The organism is Actinomadura chokoriensis (assembly GCF_039529475.1).
GTDB classification, from domain to species: Bacteria; Actinomycetota; Actinomycetes; order Streptosporangiales; family Streptosporangiaceae; genus Spirillospora; species Spirillospora bangladeshensis.
The window spans coordinates 278,186-303,721 of the sequence record NZ_BAAAMW010000008.1 but is presented as its reverse complement, the minus strand read 5'-3'; the positions used below and the strand labels follow the sequence as shown (position 1 = coordinate 303,721).

Annotated in this window: 22 protein-coding genes and 4 tRNA genes; 17 read left to right on the top strand and 9 right to left on the bottom strand. The window is 72.3% G+C overall.

Annotated features, from left to right (window positions below):
* Nucleotides 1-73 precede the first annotated feature (73 nt).
* Nucleotides 74-733: a potassium channel family protein gene (locus ABFX46_RS20180; RefSeq protein WP_131940517.1), complete on the bottom strand. Its 660-nt coding sequence runs from the start codon at nt 731-733 to the stop codon at nt 74-76.
* Nucleotides 733-1,398: an NAD-binding protein gene (locus tag ABFX46_RS20175; RefSeq protein WP_163053595.1), complete on the bottom strand. Its 666-nt coding sequence runs from the start codon at nt 1,396-1,398 to the stop codon at nt 733-735. The genes ABFX46_RS20180 and ABFX46_RS20175 overlap by 1 nt, the downstream gene beginning before the upstream one ends.
* A gap of 134 nt (nt 1,399-1,532) precedes the next feature.
* Between ABFX46_RS20175 and ABFX46_RS20170 the strand changes: the two genes are divergently transcribed.
* From ABFX46_RS20170 to ABFX46_RS20160, 3 genes are read left to right on the top strand one after another with little or no spacing between them, the layout of a single operon-like run.
* The gene (locus ABFX46_RS20170; protein WP_346044130.1) at nt 1,533-3,566 is read left to right on the top strand and encodes an APC family permease; all 2,034 of its coding nucleotides are present in this window, start codon (nt 1,533-1,535) and stop codon (nt 3,564-3,566) included.
* Entirely contained in the window at nt 3,559-4,896 is a 1,338-nt protein-coding gene (locus ABFX46_RS20165; RefSeq protein ID WP_428831283.1) for a class I SAM-dependent RNA methyltransferase, read from the top strand. Before ABFX46_RS20170 ends, ABFX46_RS20165 begins: the two co-directional genes overlap by 8 nt.
* A 34-nt stretch (nt 4,897-4,930) precedes the next feature.
* Nucleotides 4,931-6,106, top strand: a complete 1,176-nt coding sequence (locus ABFX46_RS20160; RefSeq protein WP_346044126.1) for a GNAT family N-acetyltransferase — start codon at nt 4,931-4,933, stop codon at nt 6,104-6,106.
* A gap of 16 nt (nt 6,107-6,122) precedes the next feature.
* Here the strand turns inward: ABFX46_RS20160 and ABFX46_RS20155 are convergent, their stop codons facing one another.
* Nucleotides 6,123-7,154 carry a glycoside hydrolase domain-containing protein gene (locus ABFX46_RS20155; RefSeq protein WP_346044124.1) on the bottom strand — a complete coding sequence of 344 codons (1,032 nt, stop codon included), beginning with the start codon at nt 7,152-7,154 and terminating at the stop codon, nt 6,123-6,125.
* A gap of 193 nt (nt 7,155-7,347) precedes the next feature.
* On the opposite strand from ABFX46_RS20155, the gene ABFX46_RS20150 reads away from it, so the two are divergent.
* Together ABFX46_RS20150 and ABFX46_RS20145 are read left to right on the top strand one after the other, a co-directional pair.
* Complete coding sequence (locus ABFX46_RS20150) at nt 7,348-8,277, top strand: hypothetical protein (RefSeq protein ID WP_346044122.1); 930 nt, start codon at nt 7,348-7,350, stop codon at nt 8,275-8,277.
* Nucleotides 8,278-8,320: 43 nt separating this feature from the next.
* Nucleotides 8,321-9,247, top strand: a complete 927-nt coding sequence (locus ABFX46_RS20145) for an LLM class F420-dependent oxidoreductase (RefSeq protein WP_346044121.1) — start codon at nt 8,321-8,323, stop codon at nt 9,245-9,247.
* 57 nt (nt 9,248-9,304) lie between these two features.
* On the opposite strand, the gene ABFX46_RS20140 is transcribed toward ABFX46_RS20145, so the two are convergent.
* Nucleotides 9,305-11,011 (bottom strand): MFS transporter, encoded by a 1,707-nt coding sequence (locus ABFX46_RS20140; RefSeq protein WP_346044119.1) that lies wholly within the window; start codon nt 11,009-11,011, stop codon nt 9,305-9,307.
* Between the two features lie 174 nt (nt 11,012-11,185).
* Here ABFX46_RS20140 and ABFX46_RS20135 point away from each other — a divergent pair, with 174 nt between their 5' ends.
* Nucleotides 11,186-11,974, top strand: a complete 789-nt coding sequence (locus ABFX46_RS20135; protein WP_346044117.1) for a TetR/AcrR family transcriptional regulator C-terminal domain-containing protein — start codon at nt 11,186-11,188, stop codon at nt 11,972-11,974.
* On the opposite strand, the gene ABFX46_RS20130 is transcribed toward ABFX46_RS20135, so the two are convergent.
* Entirely contained in the window at nt 11,971-12,798 is an 828-nt protein-coding gene (locus ABFX46_RS20130) for a TIGR02452 family protein (RefSeq protein ID WP_346044115.1), read from the bottom strand. The genes ABFX46_RS20135 and ABFX46_RS20130 overlap by 4 nt on opposite strands.
* Nucleotides 12,799-12,863: 65 nt before the next feature.
* On the opposite strand from ABFX46_RS20130, the gene ABFX46_RS20125 reads away from it, so the two are divergent.
* Both ABFX46_RS20125 and ABFX46_RS20120 read left to right on the top strand, forming a co-directional pair.
* Nucleotides 12,864-14,288 (top strand): 3' terminal RNA ribose 2'-O-methyltransferase Hen1, encoded by a 1,425-nt coding sequence (locus ABFX46_RS20125; protein WP_346044113.1) that lies wholly within the window; start codon nt 12,864-12,866, stop codon nt 14,286-14,288.
* Nucleotides 14,285-16,831 carry a polynucleotide kinase-phosphatase gene (locus tag ABFX46_RS20120; protein ID WP_346044112.1) on the top strand — a complete coding sequence of 849 codons (2,547 nt, stop codon included), beginning with the start codon at nt 14,285-14,287 and terminating at the stop codon, nt 16,829-16,831. Before ABFX46_RS20125 ends, ABFX46_RS20120 begins: the two co-directional genes overlap by 4 nt.
* 75 nt (nt 16,832-16,906) lie before the next feature.
* Here the strand turns inward: ABFX46_RS20120 and ABFX46_RS20115 are convergent, their stop codons facing one another.
* The 4 genes from ABFX46_RS20115 to ABFX46_RS20100 form a co-directional block, all read right to left on the bottom strand.
* Complete coding sequence (locus ABFX46_RS20115) at nt 16,907-17,170, bottom strand: TFIIB-type zinc ribbon-containing protein (protein ID WP_428831282.1); 264 nt, start codon at nt 17,168-17,170, stop codon at nt 16,907-16,909.
* Nucleotides 17,171-17,237: 67 nt separating this feature from the next.
* On the bottom strand, nt 17,238-18,131 hold the full coding sequence (locus ABFX46_RS20110) for a phosphotransferase family protein (RefSeq protein WP_346044108.1): 894 nt from the start codon (nt 18,129-18,131) through the stop codon (nt 17,238-17,240).
* An 8-nt stretch (nt 18,132-18,139) separates the two neighbouring features.
* Nucleotides 18,140-19,888, bottom strand: a complete 1,749-nt coding sequence (locus tag ABFX46_RS20105) for an AMP-binding protein (protein WP_346044106.1) — start codon at nt 19,886-19,888, stop codon at nt 18,140-18,142.
* Between the two features lie 87 nt (nt 19,889-19,975).
* The gene (locus ABFX46_RS20100; protein ID WP_163064129.1) at nt 19,976-20,113 is read right to left on the bottom strand and encodes a hypothetical protein; all 138 of its coding nucleotides are present in this window, start codon (nt 20,111-20,113) and stop codon (nt 19,976-19,978) included.
* Nucleotides 20,114-20,308: 195 nt separating this feature from the next.
* On the opposite strand from ABFX46_RS20100, the gene manA reads away from it, so the two are divergent.
* The 9 genes from manA to ABFX46_RS20055 all read left to right on the top strand — a co-directional run bounded on the left by manA (nt 20,309) and on the right by ABFX46_RS20055 (nt 25,450).
* Complete coding sequence (manA, locus tag ABFX46_RS20095; protein ID WP_346044104.1) at nt 20,309-21,424, top strand: mannose-6-phosphate isomerase, class I; 1,116 nt, start codon at nt 20,309-20,311, stop codon at nt 21,422-21,424.
* Nucleotides 21,421-22,356 carry an ROK family protein gene (locus tag ABFX46_RS20090; protein ID WP_346044103.1) on the top strand — a complete coding sequence of 312 codons (936 nt, stop codon included), beginning with the start codon at nt 21,421-21,423 and terminating at the stop codon, nt 22,354-22,356. The genes manA and ABFX46_RS20090 overlap by 4 nt, the downstream gene beginning before the upstream one ends.
* A gap of 51 nt (nt 22,357-22,407) precedes the next feature.
* A complete protein-coding gene (locus tag ABFX46_RS20085; protein WP_346044101.1) occupies nt 22,408-22,671 on the top strand; it encodes a sigma factor-like helix-turn-helix DNA-binding protein in 264 nt (87 codons plus the stop codon).
* Nucleotides 22,672-23,027: 356 nt separating this feature from the next.
* Nucleotides 23,028-23,112, top strand: a tRNA-Ser gene (locus tag ABFX46_RS20080).
* A 1-nt stretch (nt 23,113) separates the two neighbouring features.
* Nucleotides 23,114-23,186 (top strand) — tRNA-Met (locus ABFX46_RS20075).
* Nucleotides 23,187-23,198: 12 nt separating this feature from the next.
* Nucleotides 23,199-23,271, top strand: a tRNA-Arg gene (locus ABFX46_RS20070).
* Between the two features lie 2 nt (nt 23,272-23,273).
* Nucleotides 23,274-23,345, top strand: a tRNA-His gene (locus tag ABFX46_RS20065).
* A gap of 110 nt (nt 23,346-23,455) precedes the next feature.
* Nucleotides 23,456-25,282 (top strand): glycoside hydrolase family 3 protein, encoded by a 1,827-nt coding sequence (locus ABFX46_RS20060; RefSeq protein ID WP_346044099.1) that lies wholly within the window; start codon nt 23,456-23,458, stop codon nt 25,280-25,282.
* 15 nt (nt 25,283-25,297) lie between these two features.
* Nucleotides 25,298-25,450 (top strand): hypothetical protein, encoded by a 153-nt coding sequence (locus ABFX46_RS20055; protein WP_346044098.1) that lies wholly within the window; start codon nt 25,298-25,300, stop codon nt 25,448-25,450.
* Nucleotides 25,451-25,536: the final 86 nt, after the last annotated feature.

The window sequence follows — 25,536 nt, the reverse complement described above, 5'->3', positions numbered from 1 at the left end:
GCCGGGCGGGTCCTCGGCGATGCGCGGGCGGCGTGCCGGGCGGTGTGCCCGGTGACGTGCCCCGCAGCGCCGCTCAGCGTCCGCCGAGCAGCGCCGCGAGTTCGTCCTCGACGTCCTGGCTGGCGACGAACATCAGCTCGTCGCCCGGTTCGAGGGTGTCGTCGGCCGAGGGGACCAGCACCCGCCCCTCCCGCAGGATCGCCACGAGCGCGGTGTCGCGCGGCCACTCCACCGACCCGACCCGCTGCCCGCCGAGCGGCGCGTCGTCCGGCAGCGTCAGCTCCACCAGGTTCGCCTCGCCCTGCCGGAACGTCATCAGCCGGACGAGGTCGCCGACGCTGACGGCCTCCTCCACCAGCGCCGACAGCAGCCGCGGCGTGGACACGGCCACGTCCACGCCCCACGACTCGTTGAACAGCCACTCGTTGTTCGGATGGTTGATCCGCGCCACCACGCGCGGCACCCCGTACTCGGTCTTGGCCAGCAGCGACACGACCAGGTTGACCTTGTCGTCGCCGGACGAGGCCACCACGACCTGGCAGCGCTCCAGCGCCGCGTCGTCCAGCGCGGAGATCTCGCAGGCGTCCGCGAGCAGCCACTCCGCGCGCGGCACCATCTCCACCTTGATGGCCTTCGGGTTCTTGTCGATCAGGAGCACCTCGTGGCCGTTCTCCAGCAGCTCCTGGGCGATGGAGCGGCCCACCGCGCCGGCCCCGGCGATCGCGACCCGCATCAGGCGTCCTCCCCGTTCCGTGCCGCGACGGCGGCGTTGATGCGCTCCAGGTCGTCGGCGCTCGCCATCACGTGCACGATGTCGCCGTCCTGGATCACCGTGTCCCGGTCGGGGACGAGGGCCTCGCCCATCCGCGAGACGAACGCCACCCGGGTGCCCGCGTGCTCCTCCAGCTCACCGATCTTCTCGCCGACCCACAGGTGCCCGGAGTCCAGCTCGGCGAGGACGACCGCGCCGGTCGGGTCGCGCCACAGCGGCTCGGCGCCCTCCGGCAGCAGCCGGCGCAGGATCTGGTCGGCCGTCCACCGGACCGTCGCGACCGTGGGGATGCCGAGCCGCTGGTAGACCTCCGCGCGGCGCGGGTCGTAGATCCGGGCCACCACGTTGTCGACGCCGAACGTCTCGCGCGCCACCCGCGCGGAGATGATGTTGGAGTTGTCGCCGCTGCTGACGGCCACGAACGCCGACGCCCGCTCGATGCCCGCCTCCGCTATCACATCGCGGTCGAACCCGAACCCGGTGATGCGGCGGCCCCGGAAGCCGCTGCGCAGCCGGCGGAACGCCTCCGGGCTCTGGTCGATGATGGCCACCGAATGGCCCTTGTCCTCCAGGATGTGGGCCAGCGTCGAGCCGACCCGCCCGCATCCCATGATCACGATATGCACGGCCGTTCCCCGTTGTCCGTCAATGCTCACTGCCGGGCTGCAAACCTACACATCCCCCCAGGCGAGCACTACCCAACCAGGTCCCCGCCGGGCCCGGAGTACGCCGTCGGCCCGGCGGGCTAGGCTCTCTATCCGTGTCAAAGGTTCCGGACCTCGCGAAGAGGCTCCTCCTCGGCCGCGCGCTGAGCAGTTCCCAGCAGCACGAGCAACTGCTGAAGAAACGGATCGCGCTCCCCGTCTTCGCCAGCGACGCCCTGTCGTCGGTGGCGTACGCCCCGCAGGAGATCCTGCTCGCGCTCGGCGCGGGCGGGCTGGTCATGTACCACTACACGCCCTGGGTCGCCGCGGCCGTCGTGGTGATCCTGCTGACCGTGGTCGCGTCCTACCGGCAGAACGTACGGGCCTACCAGAGCGGCGGCGGCGACTTCGAGGTCGCGACCACCAACCTCGGCAGCAACTGGGGCGTCCTCGTGGCGAGCGCACTGCTCGTCGACTACACCCTCACCGTCGCGGTGTCGGTGTCGTCCGGCGTGGAGAACCTCGGCGCGCTGCTGACGGTCATGCAGCCGCACGAGGTCGCCGTGGCGATCGGCATCGTCGTGATGCTCACGATCGGCAACCTGCGCGGGATCAAGGAGGCCGGGGTCGCGTTCGCGATCCCGACCTACCTGTTCATGTTCGCGGTCTTCAGCATGCTGGCGTGGGGCCTGATCAGGCTCGTCGCGGGCGCCGAACTGCAGGCGGAGACCGCGCACCTGGAGGTCCGCGGCGATGAGACCGATATCGCCGGTTTCGCCCTGGTCTTCCTGCTGCTGCGGGCGTTCTCGTCCGGCTGTGCGGCGTTGACCGGGGTCGAGGCGATCAGCAACGGGGTGCCCGCGTTCCGCAAGCCCAAGGGCGAGAACGCCGCACGGACCCTGCTGGCGCTCGGGCTGGTCGCGATGACGATGTTCGGCGGGGTGGTCGCGTTCGCCTTCATCACCGACGTGCGGTTCACCGACGTCGGTCAGGACAGCAGCCTCGTCGATCCGGCCACCGGGCAGGTGGTCGAGCACGCCGACCCGGTGATCGCGCAGGTCGCGCACACCGTGTTCAGCAACTTCACCCCCGGTTTCGCGCTGGTCACCGCGATGACGGCGCTGATCCTGTTCCTCGCCGCCAACACCGCGTTCAACGGGTTCCCGGTGCTCGCCTCGGTACTCGCGCAGAACCGCTACCTGCCCCGGCAGCTGCACACCCGCGGCGACCGGCTCGCCTACAGCAACGGCATCATCATCCTCGCCACCATGGCGGGGCTGCTGATCTACGCCTACGACGCGTCCGTCAGCCGGCTGATCCCGCTCTACACCGTCGGCGTGTTCGTGTCGTTCACCGTCAGCCAGGTCGGCATGGTCCGGCACTGGAACCGGCTGCTCGCCACCGAGCAGGACCCGGCGCAGCGCCGCCGGATGAAGTCCTCCCGCGGCATCAACGCGTTCGGCGCCACCCTCACCGGCATCGTCCTCGTCGTCGTGCTGATCACCAAGTTCGCGCTCGGCGCCTACATCGTGTGCATCGCGATGCCGGTGCTGTTCCTGCTGATGAAGGGCATCCGGCGGCACTACGACCGGGTCGCCGCGGAGCTCGTGCCCTCCGGCGAGGACGTCGCGCTGCCCGCCCGCAACCACGGCATCGTGCTCGTCTCCAAGATCCACAAGCCGACGCTGCGGGCGCTCGCCTACGCCCGCGCCACCCGTCCGTCCACGCTGGAGGCGGTGACCGTCGCGGTGGACGCCGAGGAGTCCCGGCGCCTCCAGGAGGAGTGGGACGCCCTCGACATCCCCGTCCCGCTGAAGATCCTCGACTCGCCGTACCGGGAGATCACCCGGCCCGTCCTCGCCTACGTCAAGAGCGTCCGCCGGCGCAGCCCCCGCGACGTCGTGACCGTGTTCATCCCCGAGTACGTCGTCGGCCACTGGTGGGAGCAGCTCCTGCACAACCAGAGCGCGCTGCGGCTCAAGGGGCGGCTGCTGTTCCAGCCGGGCGTCATGGTGACCAGCGTCGCCTGGCAGCTCCAGTCGTCCGACCGGCTCAAGGGACGGGTCGAGCCGCCCGGCCCCGGCTCGTCCCGGCGCCCGCCGCGGACCGGGGCGCACCCCGGTGCCGGTAATGTTTCGGATCGTGACTGAACTCGAACCCGACGTCCTCGAACTGGAGGTCGGCAACGTCGCCAACGGCGGTTTCTGCGTCGCCCGGCACGAGGGCCGCGTCGTCTTCGTCCGGCACGCCCTGCCCGGCGAACGGGTGAGAGCCCGCGTCACCGACCGGACCAAGACCTTCCTCCGCGCCGACGCCGTGGAGATCATCGAGGCGTCCCCGGACCGCGTCCAGGCCCCGTGCCCGTTCGCCGGGCCCGGCCGCTGCGGCGGCTGCGACTGGCAGCACGCCTCCCTGCCCGCCCAACGGGCCCTCAAGGCGGCCGTGGTGGAGGAGCAGCTCCAGCGCCTCGCCGGGATCACCCGCACGGTGACCGTCGAGGAGGTGCCGTACCCGGTCGACTCCGAGGTGGCGCCGCCGCCCGGACTGGGCTGGCGCACCCGCGTGCAGTTCTCCGTCGCGTCCGGCACGGTCGGGCTCCGCAGGCACCGCTCACACGACATCGAGCCCATCGACGAATGCCTGATCGCCCATCCGGGCGTGGAGCTGATGGGCATCGAGCGCAAGCGCTGGCCGGGCGCCACGGGCGTCGAGGGCATCGTCTCCGCCACCACCGGCGACCGCCTCGTCGTGCTGCGCGGCCGCGACCGCCGCAAGATCAAGGTGCCGCGGCTGGACGTGCCGGTCCGCCTCGTGCGCGGCAAGCCGGAGCCGGGCTCCATGCTGCCGTACATCCGCGAGGAGGTCTCCGGGCGGCTGTTCCAGGTGAGCGGCAGCGGCTTCTGGCAGGTGCACCCGGGCGCCGCGCAGCTGCTCGCCGACGCCGTCCTGGACGCCCTCGAACCGAAGCCCGGCGACATCGCCCTCGACCTGTACTGCGGCGTCGGGCTGTTCGCCGGCGTCCTCGCCGACCGCATCGGCCCGGACGGCCTCGTCGTCGGCGTCGAGTCGGACGGGCAGGCCGTCCGCGACGCCCGCCACAACCTGCGCGACCTGCCGAACGTGTCGATCGAGCGCGGCCCGGTCGAGGAGGTCGTCGCCGACCTGGAGTTCGGCCGGGCGTCCAGCGGGTCCCGCACCCAGAACAAGCGCGGCGGCGGCCACCACCGGGGCGAGCGCGTCCGCCGCGCCGACCTCGTCGTCCTCGACCCGCCGCGCACCGGCGCGGGCCGCGACGTCGTCGAGCACATCACCCGGCTCGCCGGCCGCAAGATCGCCTACGTGTCCTGCGACCCCGCGACGCTGGCCCGCGACCTGGCCTACTTCAGCGAGCGCGGCTGGACCCTGGAGACGTTCCGCGCCTTCGACGCCTTCCCGATGACGCAGCACGTGGAGTGCCTCGCGACCCTGGTCCGCGGCTGAAAAAACGGTTGCGGCCCCGGCATACGGTGGACGCATGATCGAGATCAGGGACGTACCCGAGAGCGAGGTCGGCCGGATGGTCGACCTCGCCGGCACGGCCTTCCACGTCCGCGTCGACGACGAACGCGACTCCTGGAAGCCGCGCCGCTCCGAACGCGTCGGCGCCTACGACGGCGACGTCCTGGCGGGGCAGCTCGCGGCGCTCCCGATGCGCCTCGCCGTCCCGGGCGCGTTCCTCGACTGCTCCGCGGTCACCTTCGTCGCCGTGCTGCCGACCCACCGGCGGCAGGGCATCCTCACGTCCCTGATGGACCGCATGCACGCCGACGCCATCGCCGCCGGCCGTCCCGTCGCCGCGCTGTGGGCGTCCCAGGGCGCCATCTACGGCCGCTACGGCTTCGGTCTCGCCACCCGCGCGATCGCCCTGGAGGTCGACACGTCCCGGCCGCTGGCCCTGCGCACCGCCCCGGACGAACGGCCGCTGCGGCTGGTCGGCGCCGCGTCCGCACCCGACCTGCTCGACCCGATCCACCGGCGCGCGCTCGCCGCCCGGCCCGGCGGGCTCGTCCGCGACCCCGAATGGTGGGCGCGCGCCATCCTGCGCCCGGTCGACACCGAGGCCGCCGAGTACACCGAGCCGCGCGTCGTCGTCCACCCCGCCGGCTACGCCGTCTACCGCGCCTGCGGGAAGGGGACGGTCAGGGTCGTCGACCTCGTGGCCGACACTCCCGCAGCCGAGGCCGCCCTCTGGCGGTACCTGGCGTCGATCGACCTGACGTCCCGGATCCACGCGCCCAGCCGCCCCGTGGACGACCTGCTCCCGCACATGGCCGCCGACCCCGACCAGGTCGCCGTCAAGGAGGACTACGGCGCGCTGTGGCTCCGGCTGGTCGACGTCCCGGCGGCCCTCCGCGCCCGCTCATGGGCCACCGAGGACACCTTCGTCCTGGAGGTCGAGGACGCCCGCATCCCCGCGAACTCGGGCCGCCGGCGCCTCACGACGGGACCGGCCCCGGCGTGCGACCCGGCGACCGAGCCACCGGACCTGGCGCTCTCCGCCGCCGACCTGGCCGCCGTCTACCTGGGCGGCACGAGCCTGGCGGCCCTCGTCCGGGTCGGCGCGGTCACCGAGCACACGCCCGGCAGCGCGCGCCGCCTGGACGCGTCGCTCGCCGTCCCGCTGGCCCCCTACATCAACGACGACTTCTGACGGGCGCGGCGCCGGGTCAGCGCCAGAAGAGCAGCTTCGCGTCGGCGTCGGTGACGGTCGCCGCGGCGGTGCCGTGCTGGACGAGCTGGAAGCGGACGCGGTGCCCGGCCGTGACGCTGTCGGCGGGGAGGCCGTAGACCAGGTTGGTCGTGTCGCCGGACGAGAGGAAGTCCTGGACGGGCCCGGCCGAGTAGCGGCTGGCGTCCTTGATCTCGACCTCGATCGCGCGGGCCTGGATGAGGGTTCCGGCGGGCACGCCGCGCACGGTCGCCGACACCGTCAGGCTGTAGCGGGCGTGGCCCGCGAGCAGGCTCGGGTAGCTGCCGGGGTCGCCGTGCTGGTCGGTCGCGTCGGAGTACTCGTGGTCCCAGCTGATGGTCGTCCACTTGCCGGGGGACAGCCGCTGGTCGGCGTCGGCGCCGAGGGACACGTAGTCGGGCATGTCGTCCTCTCCCTCGGGCGAGACGCCGATGCGCCACTGCCCGTAGTCGCTCTTCACGGCCCGGTCGTAGTCGACGCCTACGCCGTTGATGGTGTGGTCGTTGGAGTACTGCTGGAGCTGCGCGCGGGCGTCCCACCGGCCGCCGGACCACGCGTACGTCTGCCAGCCGTAGGCGATCTTCCCGGCGTCGAACGCGCGCTTCACGGGCCCGTAGCCGCCGTAGAGGCCGACGCGGTCGCGGCCGATGACGCTCGCGGCGCCGTCCAGGTAGGCGTTGATCTCGTCCTGCTGGGAGGCGGCGGCGTCCCAGTCGGCGGCGAAGTAGACGGGGCGGTCGTCCGGCATGCCGCAGGCCCGCGCCTGGGCGGCGGCGTCCCTCGCGTCGGCCGCGCCTGCGGACCGTCCGGCCAGCGGCCGCTTCGCGGTGGACTCCCAGACGACGACCACCCAGATGCCCGCGTCGGACAGCTCGTCGGCCTCCGACCGGGTCAGGTTCTTGCCGGTCGTGTCGTGCGACAGGTACCGGCACGCGAACTTCGCCCCGGCCCGCTTCAGCGCGGCGGCGCCGGGGCGCCCCCACGCGTAGTCGACGCCGAAGACAGCCATGTCAACTCCATGGGTCGGAGATCGGTATCCGCCCGATTCAACAGCTTCCGCAGGTGGTGTCGCAGCGGATTCGTCATGTTCGCCGTTCGGGCACCGTCCGTGACGACACGCCGACGGGGCGCTAGGCGGCCGGTCCGCGGCTCGCTAGAACGGACGTGTCCGCAACGAATCCGCAGGCCACGGGGGTCTCATCATGGTCAGGACACTGAAGGGGCGCGGCCTGGTGCTGCTGGTCGCCGCGCCGTTGCTGGGGGCCGCGCCCTTCCTCGGGGCGGTGCCGGCGTCCGCCGGCGGCCCCGGCCCGACCACGCACAAGGGCGACAAGGGCGGCACCTCGAAGCCGGCGCCCCGCCCCAGAACGCACACCAAGCCGAAGGCGCACACCAAGCCCAAGGCCCACGCCGACTCGAAAGCGCACGCCAAGCCGAAGGCGCACGCGAAGCCGAAGGCGCATGCGAAGCCGAAGGCGCATGCCAAGCCGAAGGCGCATGCCAAGCCCAAGGCGCACGCGAAGCCCAGGGCGCACGCGAAGCCGAAGGCGCACGCGAAGCCGAAGGACCATGCCAAGCCGAAGGCGGAAGCTAAGCCGAAGGCGCATGTGAAGCCGAAGGCGCACGCCAAGCCGAAGGCGGAAGCTAAGCCCAAGGCGCATGCGAAGCCCAAGGTGCACAGCAAGCCGAAGGCGCATGTCAAGCCGCAGGTGGACGTCAAGCCGAAGGGGCAGGCGGCGCCCAAGGTGCAGGCGATCAGGCTCGACATGGAGAGTCCGCGGCGTGCGGTCGTCCCCGGGCGCACCTACGAGTGGAGGTTCACGATGACCGCCGAGGGGCCGGGGAAGCCCGGCAAGGCGGTGTTCAGGACGACGCTGCCGAGGTCGCTGGCGTTCGTGTCCGGGGAGAAGCACTGCAAGGCGTCCGGGCGGAAGGTGGTGTGCCGGCTCGGGACGCTCAAGGACGGGCGGGAGACCACCGGGACGATCAGGGCGAAGGTGTCCCGGCGCGCCGAGCCGGGGGAGTCGATCGGGCTGCACGGGACGGTGACGTGGGGCGGGACGCGCGCCAGCGTCATGTTCCCGCCGGTGCGCGTCGCGCGCACGCCGGGCCTGGCGCTGTCGAAGCGCTGACCTGGTGGTGCGACCGGTGCTCGGCGGGTACCAGGATGGAGTCATGCGTCTTCGGATCTTCACTGAGCCCCAGCAGGGGGCGAGCTACGACACACAGCTGGCGGTCGCCAAGGCGGCCGAGGACCTCGGCTTCGACGCGTTCTTCCGGTCCGACCACTTCGTCAAGATGGGCGATGTGACCGGCGAGCCGGGCCCGACCGACTCCTGGGTCACGCTGGGCGCGCTGGCGCGGGAGACCCGCCGGATCCGGCTCGGCACGCTGGTCACGGCGGCGACGTTCCGGTACCCGGGGCCGCTCGCGATCGCGGTCGCGCAGGTCGACCAGATGAGCGGCGGGCGGGTCGACCTCGGTCTCGGGACGGGCTGGTTCGAGCAGGAGCACACCGCCTACGGCATCCCGTTCCCGAGCCTGCGGGAGCGCTTCGAGCGGCTGGAGGAGCAGCTCGAGATCCTCACCGGGCTGTGGGGGACGCCCGCCGGCGAGACCTACTCCTTCAGCGGCGACCACTACACGCTGGCCGACTCGCCCGCGCTGCCGAAGCCGGTTCAGGCGGGCGGGCCGCCGATCATCATCGGCGGGTTCGGGGCGAAGCGGACGCCGCGGCTCGCGGCCCGCCACGCCGACGAGTACAACGTCCCGTTCCACCAGGTGAGCGAGACCGGCGAGGCGTTCGGCCGGGTGCGCGCGGCGTGCGCCGAGGCGGGCCGGACGAAGCCGCTCGTCTACTCCGCCGCCCAGGTCGTCTGCTGCGGGCGGGACGAGGCGGAGCTGAAGCGCCGCGCCGACGCGATCGGGCGGGAGGTGTCCGAGCTGCGCGACAACGGCCTGGCCGGGACGCCGGGCGAACTGGTCGACAAGATCGGCCGGTTCGGCGAGCTGGGCGCCGAGCGCCTCTACCTGCAGGTGCTCGACATGCACGACCTCGACCACCTGGACCTGCTGGCCTCGGAGGTCATGAGCAAGGTCTGACGGCGCGAAAGGCCCGCGGCCGGGGGACGTCCCCCGGCCGCGGGCCTTTCCGTGGTGTCAGGCCATCTCCTCTTCCGGGCGCGGGTGCATCGGCAGCAGGAACGTGGCGAGGAACGACAGGCCGAGCAGCCCGACCTCGACCCACAGCGTGATCTTCATGGCGTCGCTGAAGCCGGCCTTGGCCGAGTGCTCGCCGGCCTCGGCGACCGCCTTCTGGACGGCGGGCGCCGACTGCGGCGCGGCGGCGATGGCGGCCCTGACGTCGTCCTGGAGGCGGTGGCAGGACGCGGGGACGGCGGCGGAGTCCTTGGCGGTGGCGCGGTCGTGGCCGCAGTCGCGCAGGCCGTCCGCGATGCGCTCCTGCTGCGCGGCGGGGACGGACACGGCGGCCAGGTCGCGGCGCAGCGCGGACGCGCCGTCGTCGGCGGCGGCCGCGACGTGCCCGCCGAGCAGCCCGAAGAAGATCGTGCCGAGCACGGCGGCGCCGAGCGCGCTGCCGAGCTGCTGGACGGCGGTGAGCGTGCCGCCCGCGGACCCGGTCTCCTCCGGCTCGACCCCGGCGAGGACCGTGTCGAAGAACGGCCCCATCAGGAGGCCCATGCCGAGGCCGGTCACGGTGAGCGCGGGGATGAGCTGCCAGGGCGTGACGCCGATCCCGGCGTACTGCAGCGTGGCGGCCAACCCGATGATGCCGGCCGCCATGATGAGGGCGCCCGCGTGGATCACCTTGCGGCCGAACCGCTGGACGGCCTGCATGACGCCGAACCCGATGATGATGCCGACGGACCACGGGATCTGCGCGAGGCCCGCCTTCAGCGGGGAGTAGCCGAGCCCGAGCTGGAAGAACAGCGCCAGCACCAGGCCGAGGCCCGCGACGCCGGAGAAGAACACCAGGCCGAGGACGAGGCCGCCGGTGAAGCCGCGCTTGCGGAACAGGCTGGGCACGATCAGCGGGTCGCCGCCGGACTTCTGCTTGCGGGTCTCGTACCAGGAGAAGACGCCCCAGACCAGGAGCGAGGCGGCCATCATCGCGAACGTCCAGGCGGGCCAGTCGTGCTCGCGCCCCTGGACGAGCGGGTAGATCAGCAGGCCCGCGCCGACCGAGGCCAGGGCGGCGCCGGTGAGGTCGAGCCGGGACGCCTGCTCGGCGCGCCCGGCCGGAAGGAACCTCAGGCCGGCGAGCACGGCGGCGGCGCCGAGCGGCACGTTGATCAGAAAGATCATCCGCCAGCCGGTGCCGAAGAAGTCGGCGTCGATCAGCCAGCCGGCCAGCACCGGGCCGCCGACCGACGACAGGCCCATCACCGGTCCGAACAGGGCGAACGCCTTGCCCATCTCCGTGGCGTCGAACATCTGCTTGATCATTCCGATGCCCTGCGGCAGCATCAGCGCGCCGAACAGGCCCTGCATGGCGCGGGCGCCGATCAGCATGCCGGGGGAGACCGCGACGCCGCACAGCAGCGAGCCGAGCGTGAACCCGGCCGCGCCGATGAGGAACATCCGCCGGCGGCCGTACAGGTCGCCGAGGCGGCCCCCGGTGATGAGGCCGACGGCCATGGCGAGGGTGTAGCCGGCGGCGAGCCACTGGATGGTCGCGGCCGATCCGCCCAGCTCGGCCCGGATGGTGGGGGCCGCGATGTTGGTGATCAGCGCGTCCAGCATGTCCATGGTCTCGCCGGCGAGGATCACGAAGAGGGCGACCCAGCGCCAGCGGTAGCCGGCGTCCGCGGTGTCCCTCCCGGGGGAGGTCAGTGTCTCGGTCATGACGATCTCCAAAATCTTCGAACGGTGTTCGTAAGTACGAACGCTGTTCTAAGGCCGAACAGCGTTCGTGTCAAGTACGATGTTCGTGTCAGCACCGCACATCTCTCGCTAGGAGAGAAGATATATCGCGTTTCGCGATAGTCAAGATGTATCGCGAGATTGGGAGGTCCCGACGTGGCCACCGCACGCCCGGACGGGCCGGCGTCCGAACCGCCGGCCCGCGAGCTTCCGACGCCGCCCGGCCGCAGGCCCCGCAGGACCGCGCCGCCGAGGCGGCCGCCGCTCACCCGGGAGGCCATCGTCGAGACGGCGATCCGCGTCCTGGACGCCGAGGGACTGGAGGCCGTGACCATGCGCCGCGTCGCCCAGGAGCTGGGCACCGGCCCGGCGTCCCTGTACGCGCACGTGTCGGGCAAGGAGGAACTGCGCGAGCTGATGCTCGACACGGTCGCCGCCGAGATCAGGCTCCCCGAGCCCGACCCGGCGCGCTGGCAGGAGCAGCTGAAGGAGCTGGCGCGCGAGATCCGCCGCGTCTACACCTCGCACCGCGACATCGCCATGGTGTCGATGGGCCTCATCCCGACCGGCCCCCACCTGCTGGACGTCGCCGAGGCGCAGCTCGCGCTGATGCGGGCCGGCGGCGTCTCGAAGGAGATCGCCGGCATCGCCGTCGACACCCTCGGCATGTTCCTCGACGCCGACGCCATCGAGGACACCCTCTACGTGGCGAGGACGCCCGCGGGCGCGGACCCGTGGGAGCACGTCCAGGCGTACGTCGAGCAGATCCAGGAGTACTTCGCCGCCCTGCCGCCCGACCGCTACCCCCACCTCGTCGGAATGGTGGACGAGCTCACCGCCGAGGGCGGCGACGGGCGGTTCGAGTTCGGGCTCGACCTCATCGTCCGCGGCATCGCCTCCTACGTGAAGGACGGAGAGGCCAGAGAGGGCGAGAACCCCGCTTAGGCGAAGGCCCGCTCGAAGGCGGCCTGCCTCGGGGAGCCCTTGGCGGTGTCCCACACCGCGAAGACGACGTGCTCGAAGCGTCCGGCGAACTCACCGCCCGGACGCAGCGGCTCGGCGAACGCCTCCGCGACCTCGGCCGGGTCGTTGCGGAACACGCCGCAGCCCCACGCGCCGAGGACGAGCCTCGCGTGCCCGTTGGCCAGCGCGGCCGCGAGGACCTTGCGGGCGCGCAGCCGCAGCACGGCGGGGATCCGCTCGGCCTGGGCGGGGTCGCGGATCGCGCCGCGGTTCGGCGCCGGGGACGTCAGGAACGCGACGCCGTACGGGTCGTCCAGCAGCCGCCCGGCGTCGTCGCGGAACACCGGCACGCCGGGTGAGTAGATCATGTGGTCGCTGTAGAGGAGGTCCCCCTGGGCCCGGTGGAAGTCGTAGAACTCCCTGGCCGACCGCAGCGACGTGTACAGGCCGGACGAGCGCGCGAGCCCCTCCTCCTGGGCGTGCGCCCCGTTCAGGAACCCGCCGCCCGGGTTCTTCGCGGACGCGAAGTTGAGCGCGAACGGGGCCGTGCCGCCGCCGCACAGGCGGCGCGCGGCGGCGAGGGTCGTCTCGCCGGTGACCTCGATTCGGGTGTCGGCGCCGGCCCCGGCGGGCGGATGCTCCAGGAGCGCGTCCAAGTCGTCCGGCCGGTAGAGGACGGTTCCCTCGACGGCGCGGGCGAGGCCGCCGGCGATCGAGACGGTGCGGCCGGAGGGCGCCGTGTAGCCGCCGCGTTCGAGAACGGCCACGGTCTCCTGCGCGGTCATCCGGCGGGGATGTCTGCTCATGTCGCGCCGCATTCTGCCGGAAAAATGAATGCGGATCATCCGGTTATGTCCGCCACACTTGGGGCGTGCTCCTGACGATCACCACGACCCTGGACCAGGCGACCGACCTGGGATTCCTCCTGCACAAGCACCCGGACCGGGTGCAGCGGTTCGAGCAGTCCTTCGGCACGGCGCACGTCTTCTACCCCGACGCCGGGCCGGAGCGCTGCACGGCGGCGCTGCTGCTGGACGTCGATCCGGTCAAGCTCGTGCGCACGCGCGGCAGAGGCACGCCCGACTTCTCCCTCGGCCAGTACGTCAACGACCGCCCCTACGCGGCGTCGTCACTGCTCGCCTCCGCGATGGCGAACGTCTTCCGTACCGCGATGCGCGGGCGGTGCGATGCGCGTCCCGAACTGGCGGAGTCGCCGATTCCGCTGGAAATCGTCCTGCCGGCCCTTCCATGCAGGGGCGGGCCGGGGCAGGCCGAACGATTCTTCGCGCCGCTCGGCTGGGACGTGTCGGCGGTGCCGGTCCCGCTCGATCCGGAGTTCGCCGAATGGGGCTACTCCCGCTACGTGACGCTCACGCTGACCGGGACGCTGCGGCTCGCCGACGCGCTCAACCAGCTGTACGTGCTGCTGCCCGTCCTGGACGACGCGAAGCACTACTGGCTGGCGCCGGACGAGATCGACAAGCTCATCCGGGCCGGCGAGGGATGGCTCGCCGCGCACCCCGACCGGGGCGCCATCACGCGCCGCTACCTGGCGAACCGGCGCGGGCTCGTCCGTACCGCGCTCGGCCGTCTCGCCGACGCCGAGGACGCGCCCGAAGAGGAACTCGACCCCGTGCAGGTCGAGGAGGAGCCGACCCCCGCGGAGGACGAGGCGGCCCAAGAGGAGACGGCCGCTTCGCTCGCGGAGCAGCGGCTCCAGGCCGTCGTGCAGGCGCTGCGCGACGAGAACGCGCGGCGCGTCATCGACCTCGGCTGCGGATCGGGGAAACTGCTCGCGCGGCTGCTCAAGGACGACTTCTTCAGCGAGATCGCCGGCGCGGACGTCTCGCACCGCGCGCTCGGCCACGCCTGGCGGCGGCTCCGCTGGAACGACCGGCCGCGCCGGGAGGACGACCGCGTCCGGGACGTCTTCCAGGGCGCGCTGACCTACGCGGACGAGCGGTTCGGCGGCTACGAGGCGGCCGTGCTGATGGAGGTCGTCGAGCACATCGACCCGCCGCGCCTCGGCGCGGTCGAGCGGGTCGTGTTCGGGCGCGCCGCACCCCGCGTCGTCGTCGTGACCACGCCGAACGCCGAGCACAACGTCCGCTACGAGGGGCTCGCGCCGGGCGCGATGCGCCACTCCGACCACCGCTTCGAATGGACGCGGGCCGAGTTCCGCGCCTGGGCCGAGCGGGTCGCCGCCGCGCACGGCTACCGCGTCCGCCACGTGCCCGTCGGCGGCGACGACCCCGAGGTCGGCGCGCCGACCCAGATGGGAGTGTTCACCCGATGACCGAGATCAAGGTCCCGGAGACGGGGCTCGTCGTGCTGGTCGGCGTGACCGGGTCGGGCAAGTCCCACTTCGCCCGCAAGCACTTCGCGCCCACCCAGGTGGTCTCGTCCGACTTCTGCCGCGGGCTCGTCTCGGACGACGAGAACGACCAGTCCGCGTCCGGCGACGCGTTCGACCTGCTGCACCACATCGTGGCCACGCGGCTGCGGCGCGGGCTGCTGACCGTGGTGGACGCGACGAACGTGCAGACCAAGGCGCGGGAGGCGCTGCTGCGGATCGCCAAGGACCACGACGTCCTGTCGGCCGCGATCGTCCTGGACGTCCCCGAGAGCGTCGCCGCCGAGCGGAACGCCTCCCGTCCCGACCGGGACCTGCCGCCGCACGTGATCCCGCGGCAGCGCCGCGAGCTGCGCCGCGGGATGCGCGACCTGGCCCGCACGTTCCGCCGCCACCACGTGCTGACCGGCGCCGACGAGATCGACGCGGCGACGATCGTGTACGAGAAGGCGTGGAACGACAAGCGGGAGCTGACCGGCCCGTTCGACATCGTCGGCGATGTGCACGGGTGCCGTGCGGAGCTGGAGGACCTGCTCGCCGGCCTCGGATACGAGATCGAGCGGGACGCGCAGGGACGCGCCGCAGGGGCGAACCATCCCGGTGGGCGCACCGCCGTGTTCGTGGGCGACCTCGTCGACCGCGGGCCGGATTCGCCGGGCGTGCTGCGTCTGGTGATGGGGATGGTGGCCGCGGGCAACGCGCTGTGCGTTTCGGGTAACCACGAGGCGAAACTCGTCCGGGCCCTGCGTGGACGCAAGGTGCGGGCGACGCACGGTCTTGAGGTGTCCCTGGAGCAGTTCGCTGCCGTGGACGACGACTTCCGCGCCGACGCATTGGCGTTCATGGACGGACTCATCAGCCACTACGTGCTGGACGGCGGCCGCCTCGTTGTGGCCCACGCCGGGCTCAAGGAGGAGTACCACGGGCGTGCGTCCGGACGGGTCCGCTCGTTCGCGCTCTACGGCGACACTACGGGGGAGACCGACGAGTACGGGCTTCCCGTCCGGTACCCGTGGGCTCGCGACTACCGGGGCAAGGCCATGGTCGTGTACGGGCACACCCCGGTGCCCGAGGCGGAATGGGTCAACAACACCATCTGCCTGGACACCGGTGCCGTGTTCGGCGGGAAGCTGACCGCGCTCCGCTACCCGGAGCGTGAGCTGGTGTCCGTCCCGGCCGGGCAGGTCTGGTACGAGCCGACGCGTCCCCTGGAGAGTCCGCCTGCGGGAGGCCACCGGGACAACGAGGTCCTCAATATCGGGGACGTCCTCGGCAACCAGGGGGTCGAGACCCGCCTCATGGGCCGCGTCGCCGTCCGCGAGGAGAACGCGATGGCCGCGCTGGAGGTGATGAGCCGGTTCGCCGTCGACCCGCGCTGGCTCGTCTACCTGCCGCCCACCATGGCGCCCGCCGACACCTCGCCGCTGCCGGGATACCTGGAGCACCCGGCCGAGGCCCTCGCCGGCTACCGGGACAAGGGCATCGCCCGCGCGGTGTGCGAGGAGAAGCACATGGGCTCGCGCGCCGTGGCCGTCGTCTGCCGCGACGCGGCCGCGGCGGCGGACCGCTTCGGCGTGGACGACGGCACGACCGGCGCCGTCTACACGCGCACCGGCCGCTCGTTCTTCCGCGACCCGTCCCGCACGGCCGAGGTCCTGGACCGGCTCCGCGCCGCGATCGGTGCCGCGGGGCTGTGGGACGAGCTGGACACCGGATGGCTCGTCATCGACGGCGAGCTGCTGCCGTGGTCGGCCAAGGCCATGGACCTCATCCGCACGCAGTACGCGGCGACCGGCGCGGCCGCCCGGGCGGCCCTGCCGATGGCGTCCGGCGTCCTCGCGCGCGCGGCCGCGCGCGGGCTCGGCGTCGGCGGCCTCCGCGAGCACATCGACCGCCGCGCCGCGAACGCGTCCCGGTTCCGGGACGCCTACGCGCGGTACTGCTGGACGGTCGACGGGCTCACCGGCCTGCGGTTCGCCCCGTTCCAGATCCTCGCGGGAGAGGGCCGCTCCTGGGCGGACGCACGCGACCATGAATGGCACATGACCGTGGCGGACCGGCTTGCGAAGAGTGACGCGAGCGGATTCGTCCAGCGGACGGAGTCGGTGACCGTCGACCTCGGATCGCCGGAGTCGGAGTCCGCGGTCACCGCGTGGTGGGAGAAGCTCACCGCGGCGGGCGGCGAGGGCATGGTCGTCAAGCCGCTGGGGCCGCTCCCCGGCGACGCGAAGATCCAGCCGGGCGTCAAGTGCCGCGGGCCGGAGTACCTGCGGATCATCTACGGCCCCGACTACACCGAGCCGGAGAACCTCGACCGGCTGCGCCGCCGCTCCCTCGGCCGGAAGCGGTCACTGGCGATGCGCGAGCACGCGCTCGGCGCCGAGGCGCTCGCCCGGCTCGCCGGCGGGGAGCCGCTGTGGCGCGTCCACCAGGCGGTGTTCGCCGTCCTGGCGCTGGAGTCCGAGCCCGTCGACCCGCGGCTGTGACGCGTGCGGCCCGCCTCGTGAGGGGCGGGCCGCATCGGTCCGGGACCGGGCGGGGCCGGGTCCGACCAGGTCGGATCAGGTGGAGAACAGCATGTTGAAGACGCTGCCGTGGTGCGGGCGGTGGTGGCCGTGGTGATGGTGGTGCACCGCCGGGGCCGGCGCTCCCCAGCCAGGCGCCGCCGCGGGCGGGGGCGCGGCCCGGTAGTGCGCCTCCATCTGGGCCAGGGCCTCCAGCTCGCCGTAGTCGAGGAAGATCCCCCGGCAGCTGTCACATTGCTCGATGTGGACGCCGCTGCGGGTGTAGGTCCGCATCACGCCACGACACTTAGGGCAGTGCATCGCCTTGTCGTCCTTCCGGTATGGATCCCCAGGTAGAGGCTAAATGTAGGGCAGGTTTCGCGCCACGTCATGCCGCGTCCCCCGCCGCGGATATTCTCACGCAGGCGTCGATCATCGCCTGCTCCGGCCCGTCGAGTGTCCGATCATCCCTCCCCGCGGATATGACGCACGTGGCGGCTATCTGGATCGCAAGACTTCGCGCGGGTATGTCCAGGCTCGTCCACGGGTCGCCCTGGGCGGGAACGGCCGGACCTTCCGCGGCCGTGTAGGCGCCCAGGAATTGCTCCCAATCGTCCGGGGGGAGGACTCCCGCGGAGTAGAGCGCCGCAGGGCGGGCGAGATCCCAGGCGGGGTCGCCCCTGCCCATGTCCTCGATGTCGATGAGCCGCCAGTGCCCGTCCCGGGCGCGGACCATCTGGCCTAGGTGCCAGTCCCCGTGGATGAGGCGTTCCGTCCGCGCCGGGGGCTCGTCCTCCTCGCCGCGTATCCAGGCGGGAAGGGTGGCGAATGCACGCCGCACGGCGTCCTCGGCGGGACTGTCGCCCAGCCGGGAGACAAGGCGCGCCACACGGGTCGGACGTCCCCAGGACGGTGCCTCTGCCGGAACACTCTGCGAATGGAGAGCCGCCAGAAGCCGGCCTCCCTCCTTCCAGGGCAGCTCCTGGCTCGGGTCGACCGGCTCACCGAATGGGGCGATCGTGACCGTCCGGCCGTCCACGGTGAGCGGCGGGTCATGCGGCGCCAGGACGAGTTCCGGAAGCGTGCCGGCGAGCCGTATCCGTGCGAGGAATCGGGGGCCGTGCTCACGGTCGTCCTGGTGCGCCTTCACGACGACGTCACCGACCCGCACCACGAGCACACCGTGCCGGTCGTAGAGCGTCTCCGGCGGCGCGGCGGCCTGGGCCGCACCGTGCCCGATCTCGGCGAGCCGGGCGAAAAGCCCGGAGTGGACGGTCTGCATCGGCTCAGTCAACCACTCTGCGCCGATCCCATCCGCCCGTGCGGCGACCCATGCGGGGACTCGGCGAACTCGTCCCGCAGCCGCTGCCGGACGACCTTGCCCAGCAGGTTCCTGGGCAGCTCCGTACGCGGGTGGAACTCCGACGGGACCTTGTAGTGCGACAGGTAGCGCTCGCAGTGCGTCCGCAGTTCCTCGGCGGAGAAGAGGTAGGCGGGGTGCTCCACCACGTGCGCGATGATGCGCTCGCCGCGCCGGGCGTCCGGCACGCCGACCACCGCGCAGTCGTGGACGGCGGGATGGCGGCGCAGCACCTTCTCCACCTCGGTCGGGAACACGGTGAAGCCGCTCACCTTCATCATGTCCCGCATGCGCTCCAGGATGGTGATGAAGCCGTCCTCGTCCATCACGGCGATGTCACCGGTGCGCAGCCACCCCTTCGACAGGGTCTGCGCGGTCGCGAGCGGCGCGTTCCAGTAGCCGGCGAAGACCTGCGGCCCCCGCACGACCAGCTCCCCGGGCTCCCCGGGCGGTAGGACCTTGGTCGGCTCGTCCTCGGCGACGACGACGGCGTCGGTCATCGGCAGCGGCAGGCCGACGGTCAGGTTCCGGGCGGTGCCGTCCAGCGGGTTGCCCGTGACGGCCGGGGACGCCTCCGTCAGGCCGTAGCAGTTGATCAGCCCCTTCGCGCCGAGCCGCTCCAGCCGGTCGATGGTGCCCTGCGTCAGCCCCATCGCGCCCGAGATGAGCACGCGCAGCGACTGCAGGTCGGCGGGCTGGAACCCGGGACTGTCGAGCACCTGGTCGTACAGCGTCGGCACCCCGGGGAAGATCGTCGGCCGGTACTTGCGGATCGCGCGCAGCACCCGGTCGCCGTCGTAGCGGGGGAGGAGCACCACCGCGCCCGCCGTCATCACCGGCGCCACGAGGCAGCTCATCAGCCCGAACGAGTGGAACAGCGGCAGGACGGCGAGCGTCACGTCCTCGCCGGGCCGCCGCCCGTCGACGTCCCACGCGTGCTGCTGGCAGGCGTTCGCGACGAGGTTGCGGTGGGTCAGCATCGCGCCCTTCGGGCGGCCCTCCGTCCCGCCCGTGTACTGGATCGCGGCCAGGTGCCGCGCCGGGTCGACGGGCAGCTGCCGCACCGGGCGCCGCGCGGGCCGCTGCAGCTCCCGGAACGGGACGACGCCCGGATCGTCCGGCACGTCCGCGGTGAGGGCCGCGCGGCGCCGCTGCGTCTGCACCAGCGGCAGCCGCAGCGCGATCCGCCGGGGCATCGGCAGGAAGTCGACCAGGGACGTCACGACGATGTGGTCCAGGCGCAGCCGGGAGCGCACCGCCCGCACCGTCGCGAAGGAACGGTCCAGCACCACCGCGACCCGCGCGCCGCAGTCCGCGAGCTGGCGGAGCATCTCCTCCTCGGTGTAGAGCGGGTTGTGCTGGACGGCGATGGCGCCCCGGCGGAGCACCCCGTAGAACGCGATGACCTGCTGCGGGCAGTTCGGCAGGATCAGCGCGACCCGGTCGCCGGGCTGGACGCCGAGCCGGTGCAGCCCGTCGGCGAACCGGTCCACGGCCTCGCGCAGGTCGCGGTAGCAGATCTGCCGGCCGAAGAAGAACAGCGCGGGCCTGCGCGGGTAGGCGTCCGCGGCATCGTCGAGAAACCGAGTGACAGGGATGTCCGGGATGTCGAAGTCGACGGGAACACCGGGCTGATACCTCTGTCGCCAGGGCTTGGACCGCAGTGACGAGTGCCACATAGTGCCCGATTCAACCATTTCTCGGGCGTTCGTGCCGCCGCTTCCGGACGTCCAAGATCCCGTGGCGCGCGCCGGCGCGGTGATCGGTCAGATGCGCCCGGTGCCGCGGCAGACGTTGCACCTCTCGTGGGTGGCGGTGCTGGTCCCGGTCCCGTCGCAGCCGGGGCACGACCGCGTCGCCGGCTTGTTGTGCTTGCCCACGTCCACCACCTCCCCGGCGCTCATCCTAGGGGGTCCGGCCCGCCGGGCGCCGTTCCCGTCCAGCAGTTCGGACGCGGACCGCCGGGTGGTTCATCCGGAGTGTCGTATTGATCACGTGTGCCGGGGCCCGCGCCCGCCGCCTCCCGGCGCTTGTACCCTGTCCTTCACGAGCGCCGACCTGCCGATGTGGCGCACCGAGTGAGGAGAACGCGCGGGTTGGTGCCCCTGCCGCTGTCCACCGTGATCCGGCCCTACGACTGGGGGTCGCGGACCGCGTTGCCGGAACTTCTCGGCGCCGAGCCGACCGGTCGTCCGCAGGCGGAGCTGTGGGCGGGCGCGCACCCCGCCGCCCCCTCGTCGGTGGACGGGACGCCGCTCGACGCCCTCATCGCACGCGATCCGGCCGGGATGCTCGGCGCGCCCTCGGTGGCCCGCTTCGGCCCGACGCTCCCTTACCTGCTCAAAGTGCTGGCCGTCGAGAAACCGCTCTCCCTCCAGGTGCACCCCACCATGGCCCAGGCGGAGGCGGGCTTCGCCGCCGAGGAGGCCCGCGGCATCCCGATCGGCGACCGCACCCGCACCTACAAGGACCCCTTCCACAAACCGGAAATGGTCTGCGCGCTCACCGACTTCCACGGCCTCTGCGGTTTCCGCGACCCGGCGGAAACGGCGGACCTCCTCGACGGCCTCGCCGTTCCCGAACTCCGCCCCTGGATCACCGCGCTGCGCACCGAGCCGGCCCCCGCCGCGCTCCGCACCGTCCTGACCCAGATGCTGGACGAAAGCTCCCGCCCCATCCTCACGGCGGTCGAACCGGCCCTCACCGGCGTCTACGCCGACATCGCCCGCGTCCACCCCGGCGACCCCGGGGTCCTCGCCGCGCTCCTGCTCAACCACGTCGAACTCAAGCCCGGCGAAGCCCTCTACCTCGCCGCCGGAGTCCCCCATTCCTATCTGGGCGGCCTCGCGATCGAGGTCATGGCGAACTCCGACAACGTCCTGCGCTGCGGCCTCACCGGAAAGCACATGGACGTCCCCGAACTGATGCGCGTCGTGGAATTCGCCCCGTCCGCCCCCGCCCGGGTCGAACCGTCCGGCAACCTGTACAGCGCCGCCGCCGAAGAATTCACGCTCGTCCGCCACGACCTCTCCGACGACCCCGAAGAGCTGCCGAGCGGCCTCCCCCAGACGCTCCTCTGCCTGGAGGGCGAGGCCCGCGTCGGCCCCCTGGCCCTCGCCCGGGGCGAGGCCGCCTTCATCCCCGCCGGAGCCCCGGCCACCGCACTCACCGGAAAAGGCACGCTCTACCGCGTGCTCCCGGGGATCGGGTCATGACCGTCCTCGCTGTCGACATCGGCGGCTCCAAGTTCGCCGTCGCCCGCGTCGACCCGTCGGGGACGCTCCTCGACCGCGCCGAGCACCCTGTCGGCCAGTCGCCCACCGCCACCCTCCGCGGCCTCGTCGCCGACTTCGCCGACCACTCCGTCACCGCCGTCGGGATCGGCTCGGCCGGCCCGATCGACGCGGCCGCGGGCACGGTCAGCCCCATCAATATCCCCCGCTGGCGCGGCTACCCCCTCGTCGCCGCCGTGCGGCGCCTCGTCCCCGGCGTCCCCGTCTCCCTGGCCGGCGACGCCCAGTGCATGGCCCTCGGCGAGTGGTGGCGCGGCGGCCACTCCGGCTCGTCCCTGCTCGGCATCGTCGTGTCGACCGGCGTCGGCGGCGGCCTCATCCTCGACGGCCGCCCCTGGACCGGGCGGACCGGCAACGCCGGCCACATCGGCCACGTCCTCGTCGACCACGACGGCGAGCCCTGCGTCTGCGGCGCCCGCGGCTGCCTGGAGACGGTCGCCTGCGGCCCCGGCATGGTCCGCTGGGCGCTCGCCCAGGGCTGGACCCTCGCGACCGGCCGCCCCGACGCCAAGGCCCTCGCCGCCGCGGCCCGCGACGGCGCCCGCATCCCGCTGGCCGCCTTCCAGCGCGCCGCGACCGCCCTCGCCACCGCCGTCCTCGGCACCGCCGCCGTCCTGGACATCAGCGACGTCGTCATCGGCGGCGGCGTCGCCGCGGCCGGCGACCTCCTCCTCGACCCGCTCCGCAAGGCGATCGCCGAACGCGCGGGCATGCCCCACCTCCGCGACCTGCACGTCGCCGCCACCACCCTCGCCCGCGACGCCGGCCTCTACGGCGCCGCCGCCCTGGCCCTCCTGGCCTCCGGCACCCCCCTCACCCGCTCCCCCCGAATCCCACCCTCAACGCTTCCTTAACGCGGGCATAAGGGGGGTGCCGCGGGGGGCGCGGGGTGCGAGGTTCGTGGCGTGGCACTGCGAATGGGCAAAGACACCGGTTCGTTCGTCCCCGGCGTGCCGGGGCGGCGGATGCGCCCCGCGGTGGTCGCCCGGGCCTTCCAGGCGCTGCCGCCGGCGCACCGCGAGATCCTCACCGAGACGGTCTTCCGCGACCGGTCGGTCAACGAGGCCGCCGCCTCGCTGGGGGTGCCGGTAGACGTGGTCAAGGCCCGCGTCTACCACGCCCTCCGCGCCCTGAGCGCGGCTCTGGATGCTCCACGGTCCACTGTGTGACACTCCACGGCCGGTGGACCGGAGCGGCGGGTGAGTGCGATCCTCGCCTGGGTCTCGTCCGTGGGAGGCGTCCAGGTCGTGAGGTCGCGCCGGACGGCGTAGGCGGCACGCGGCGGAGACCCGCGATGTCGAAGTGCGTGTAGATCGAGGCGCGGTCCGCGATAAATCAGTTGTGGAGCCTAGATCCGTCGCGGCACTATGGGCGTCAGACGGAACGAGAGCGGAAGGGGACGGAAGATGCTTCGCCAGCGAATGCATATCAGTCGTCTTTTCGGTCTCGGGAGTCGGCTTCGGATGTGAGCATCGTGTTCTGATGCGGCCGCCCGGGATCGACGGGCGGTCTTTTTCTTTTTCCCGGAGGGTTGGCCGAGTGGGAAGGCAGCGGCTTGCTAAGCCGTGGTCAGGGTCACCCCTGCGCGAGTTCGAATCTCGCACCCTCCGCGCCAGGTGAGGATGCTGGTGTGTCCGGCGGATTCATATCCCGCACGAGGCAGGTTCGATTCCTGCACCTGGTACGTCAGTGACAGGTCTCCGTGGCGCAGTGGAGAGCGCGCCGGGTTGCGGACCCGGAGGTCGCAGGTTCGATTCCTGCCGGAGATACGGCCTTCGTGGTGTAGTGGTCTGCACGCCGGGTTGTGGTCCCGGAGGTGTCGGTTCGATCCCGATCGAGGGCCCTTTGTCCTGTGACGCGCGGCAGATATTGCCCATGCGCTGATGTCCGGTTGCGTTGTGTTTGATCAACTGTGGAAAAGCATTCCACATGTACAACTCCTCCCTTCGCGCGATGCGGTCCCGTCTTCCGGCCCTCTGCATGCTGGCGGTGCTCGCGCTCGCCGCCTACGGCGGGCCCGTGCGGGCCGACCCGGGGCCCGCCCCCTACCTGGACCCGCACCTGTCCGTCCAGGACCGGGTCGACGACCTGCTCGACCGGATGAGCCTGGACGACAAGCTCGGCCAGATGACGCAGCCGGAGCGCCGGTATGTCGGTCCCGAGGAGATCACCCGGTACCGGATCGGGTCGGTGCTGTCCAGCGGCGGGTCCGCGCCCGATCCGAACACGCCGGAGAGCTGGGCGGACATGTACGACGGGTTCCAGAAGGCCGCGCTGGCCGGGCCGCTGCACATCCCGATCATGTACGGGGCGGACGCGGTGCACGGCCACAACAACATGGTCGGCGCGACGATCTTCCCGCACAACATCGGGCTCGGCGCGACCCGCGACCCGGCGCTCGTCCGCGCGATCGGCGCCGCGACCGCCGCGGAGATGACGGGAACGGGCGTGGACTGGGACTTCGCGCCGTGCGTGTGCGTCGCTCGCGACGACCGGTGGGGACGGACGTACGAGTCGTTCGGCGAGGTCCCCGAGCTGCCGTCGATGATGACGACGATCATCGACGGGCTGCAGGGGGACGAGCTGGGCGGCCCCGCGTCCGTCCTGGCCACGGCGAAGCACTTCGTGGGGGACGGCGGCACCGAGGACGGCGACGACCGGGGCGACGCGAAGATCTCCGAGAAGGAGCTGCGCGCCGTCCACCTGCCGCCGTTCCACGCGGCGGTGAAGCGCGGCGTCGGTGCGGTGATGGTCTCCTACAGCTCGTGGAACGGGCTGAAGATGCACCAGAACAAGTACCTGATCACGGACGTGCTGAAGGGCGAGCTGGGCTTCACGGGGTTCGTCGTGTCCGACTACAACGGGATCGACGAGATCGACGGCAAGCCCGGGTTCACCAAGGACGAGGTCGCCGCCGCGATCAACGCCGGGATCGACATGGTGATGGTGCCGACCGAGTGGCGCCGGTTCATCGACTACCTGCGCGACGAGGTGAAGGACGGCGACGTCCCGATGGAGCGCATCGACGACGCGAACCGGCGCATCCTGACGAAGAAGTTCGAGCTGGGCCTGTTCGAGCATCCGATGGCCGACCGCACGTACCTGAAGACGGTCGGCAGCGCCGCGCACCGGAAGCTGGCGCGGCGGGCGGTCGCCGAGTCGCAGGTGCTGCTGAAGAACGACGACGACGTCCTGCCGCTGGACGACGACGACAAGGTGTTCGTCGCCGGCCGCAGCGCCGACGACATCGGCATGCAGTCGGGCGGCTGGACGATCACCTGGCAGGGCGAGCCGGGCCCGATCACGCCGGGCACGACGATCCTGGACGGCATCCGCAAGGCCGCCGACCCGGACGCGACCGTCACCTACAGCAAGGACGGCACCGGCATCGACTCGTCCTACGACGCGGCGATCGCCGTGGTGGGGGAGACCCCGTACGCCGAGTACCACGGCGACCGGACCGGTGGCCTGGGCCTGGACGACGCCGACCTGAAGACCATCGACCGGCTCCGCGCCGCCGGCGTCCCCGTGGTCGTGGTGCTGGTGTCGGGCCGTCCGCTGGACATCGCCGCGGACCTGCCGAAATGGGACGCGCTGGTCGCGGCCTGGCTGCCGGGCACCGAGGGCGAGGGCGTCGCGGACGTCCTCTACGGCGACGCCGATCCCCGGGGCAGGCTGCCGGTCACGTGGATGCGCAGCAGCGACCAGGAGCCGATCAACAAGGGCGACGGCAAGAAGCCGCTCTTCCCGTTCGGATACGGCCTCACCTACGACGACTAGGCGGCATCCCTTCCCTTGACTGAGATCCTCGCGGCGTCGGCGCTGGTGGCGTCGGCGCCGCCGGTCCTGGCCGCCGTCCATGGGGCGCCACCGCGCGATGCGTATGACGACGTCCGCCAGGCGGCCGGCGGCAAGGCGTCGCGGTGGACGAGCTCGCTGGACGGATGAACGATGGCTGACGGTGGAGGCCGTGGAGCACGGTCGCGTCGTCGGTTCCGGCCAATTCGCGGCGGGAGGCACTAAAGTCCCCGGAA

Excerpts from the sequence above, each read along its gene's own strand:
- ABFX46_RS20110 (WP_346044108.1), bottom strand. The coding sequence starts at position 18,131 with ATGCAGACCGTCCACTCCGGGCTTTTCGCCCGGCTCGCCGAGATCGGG.
- ABFX46_RS20100 (WP_163064129.1), bottom strand. The coding sequence starts at position 20,113 with ATGAGCGCCGGGGAGGTGGTGGACGTGGGCAAGCACAACAAGCCGGCG.
- ABFX46_RS20090 (WP_346044103.1), top strand. The coding sequence starts at position 21,421 with ATGACCGTCCTCGCTGTCGACATCGGCGGCTCCAAGTTCGCCGTCGCC.
- ABFX46_RS20105 (WP_346044106.1), bottom strand. The coding sequence starts at position 19,888 with ATGTGGCACTCGTCACTGCGGTCCAAGCCCTGGCGACAGAGGTATCAG.
- ABFX46_RS20180 (WP_131940517.1), bottom strand. The coding sequence starts at position 733 with ATGCGGGTCGCGATCGCCGGGGCCGGCGCGGTGGGCCGCTCCATCGCC.
- ABFX46_RS20120 (WP_346044112.1), top strand. The coding sequence starts at position 14,285 with ATGACCGAGATCAAGGTCCCGGAGACGGGGCTCGTCGTGCTGGTCGGC.
- ABFX46_RS20060 (WP_346044099.1), top strand. The coding sequence starts at position 23,456 with ATGCGGTCCCGTCTTCCGGCCCTCTGCATGCTGGCGGTGCTCGCGCTC.
- ABFX46_RS20150 (WP_346044122.1), top strand. The coding sequence starts at position 7,348 with ATGGTCAGGACACTGAAGGGGCGCGGCCTGGTGCTGCTGGTCGCCGCG.
- ABFX46_RS20145 (WP_346044121.1), top strand. The coding sequence starts at position 8,321 with ATGCGTCTTCGGATCTTCACTGAGCCCCAGCAGGGGGCGAGCTACGAC.
- ABFX46_RS20160 (WP_346044126.1), top strand. The coding sequence starts at position 4,931 with ATGATCGAGATCAGGGACGTACCCGAGAGCGAGGTCGGCCGGATGGTC.
- ABFX46_RS20130 (WP_346044115.1), bottom strand. The coding sequence starts at position 12,798 with ATGAGCAGACATCCCCGCCGGATGACCGCGCAGGAGACCGTGGCCGTT.
- ABFX46_RS20140 (WP_346044119.1), bottom strand. The coding sequence starts at position 11,011 with ATGACCGAGACACTGACCTCCCCCGGGAGGGACACCGCGGACGCCGGC.
- ABFX46_RS20115 (WP_428831282.1), bottom strand. The coding sequence starts at position 17,170 with ATGCACTGCCCTAAGTGTCGTGGCGTGATGCGGACCTACACCCGCAGC.
- ABFX46_RS20155 (WP_346044124.1), bottom strand. The coding sequence starts at position 7,154 with ATGGCTGTCTTCGGCGTCGACTACGCGTGGGGGCGCCCCGGCGCCGCC.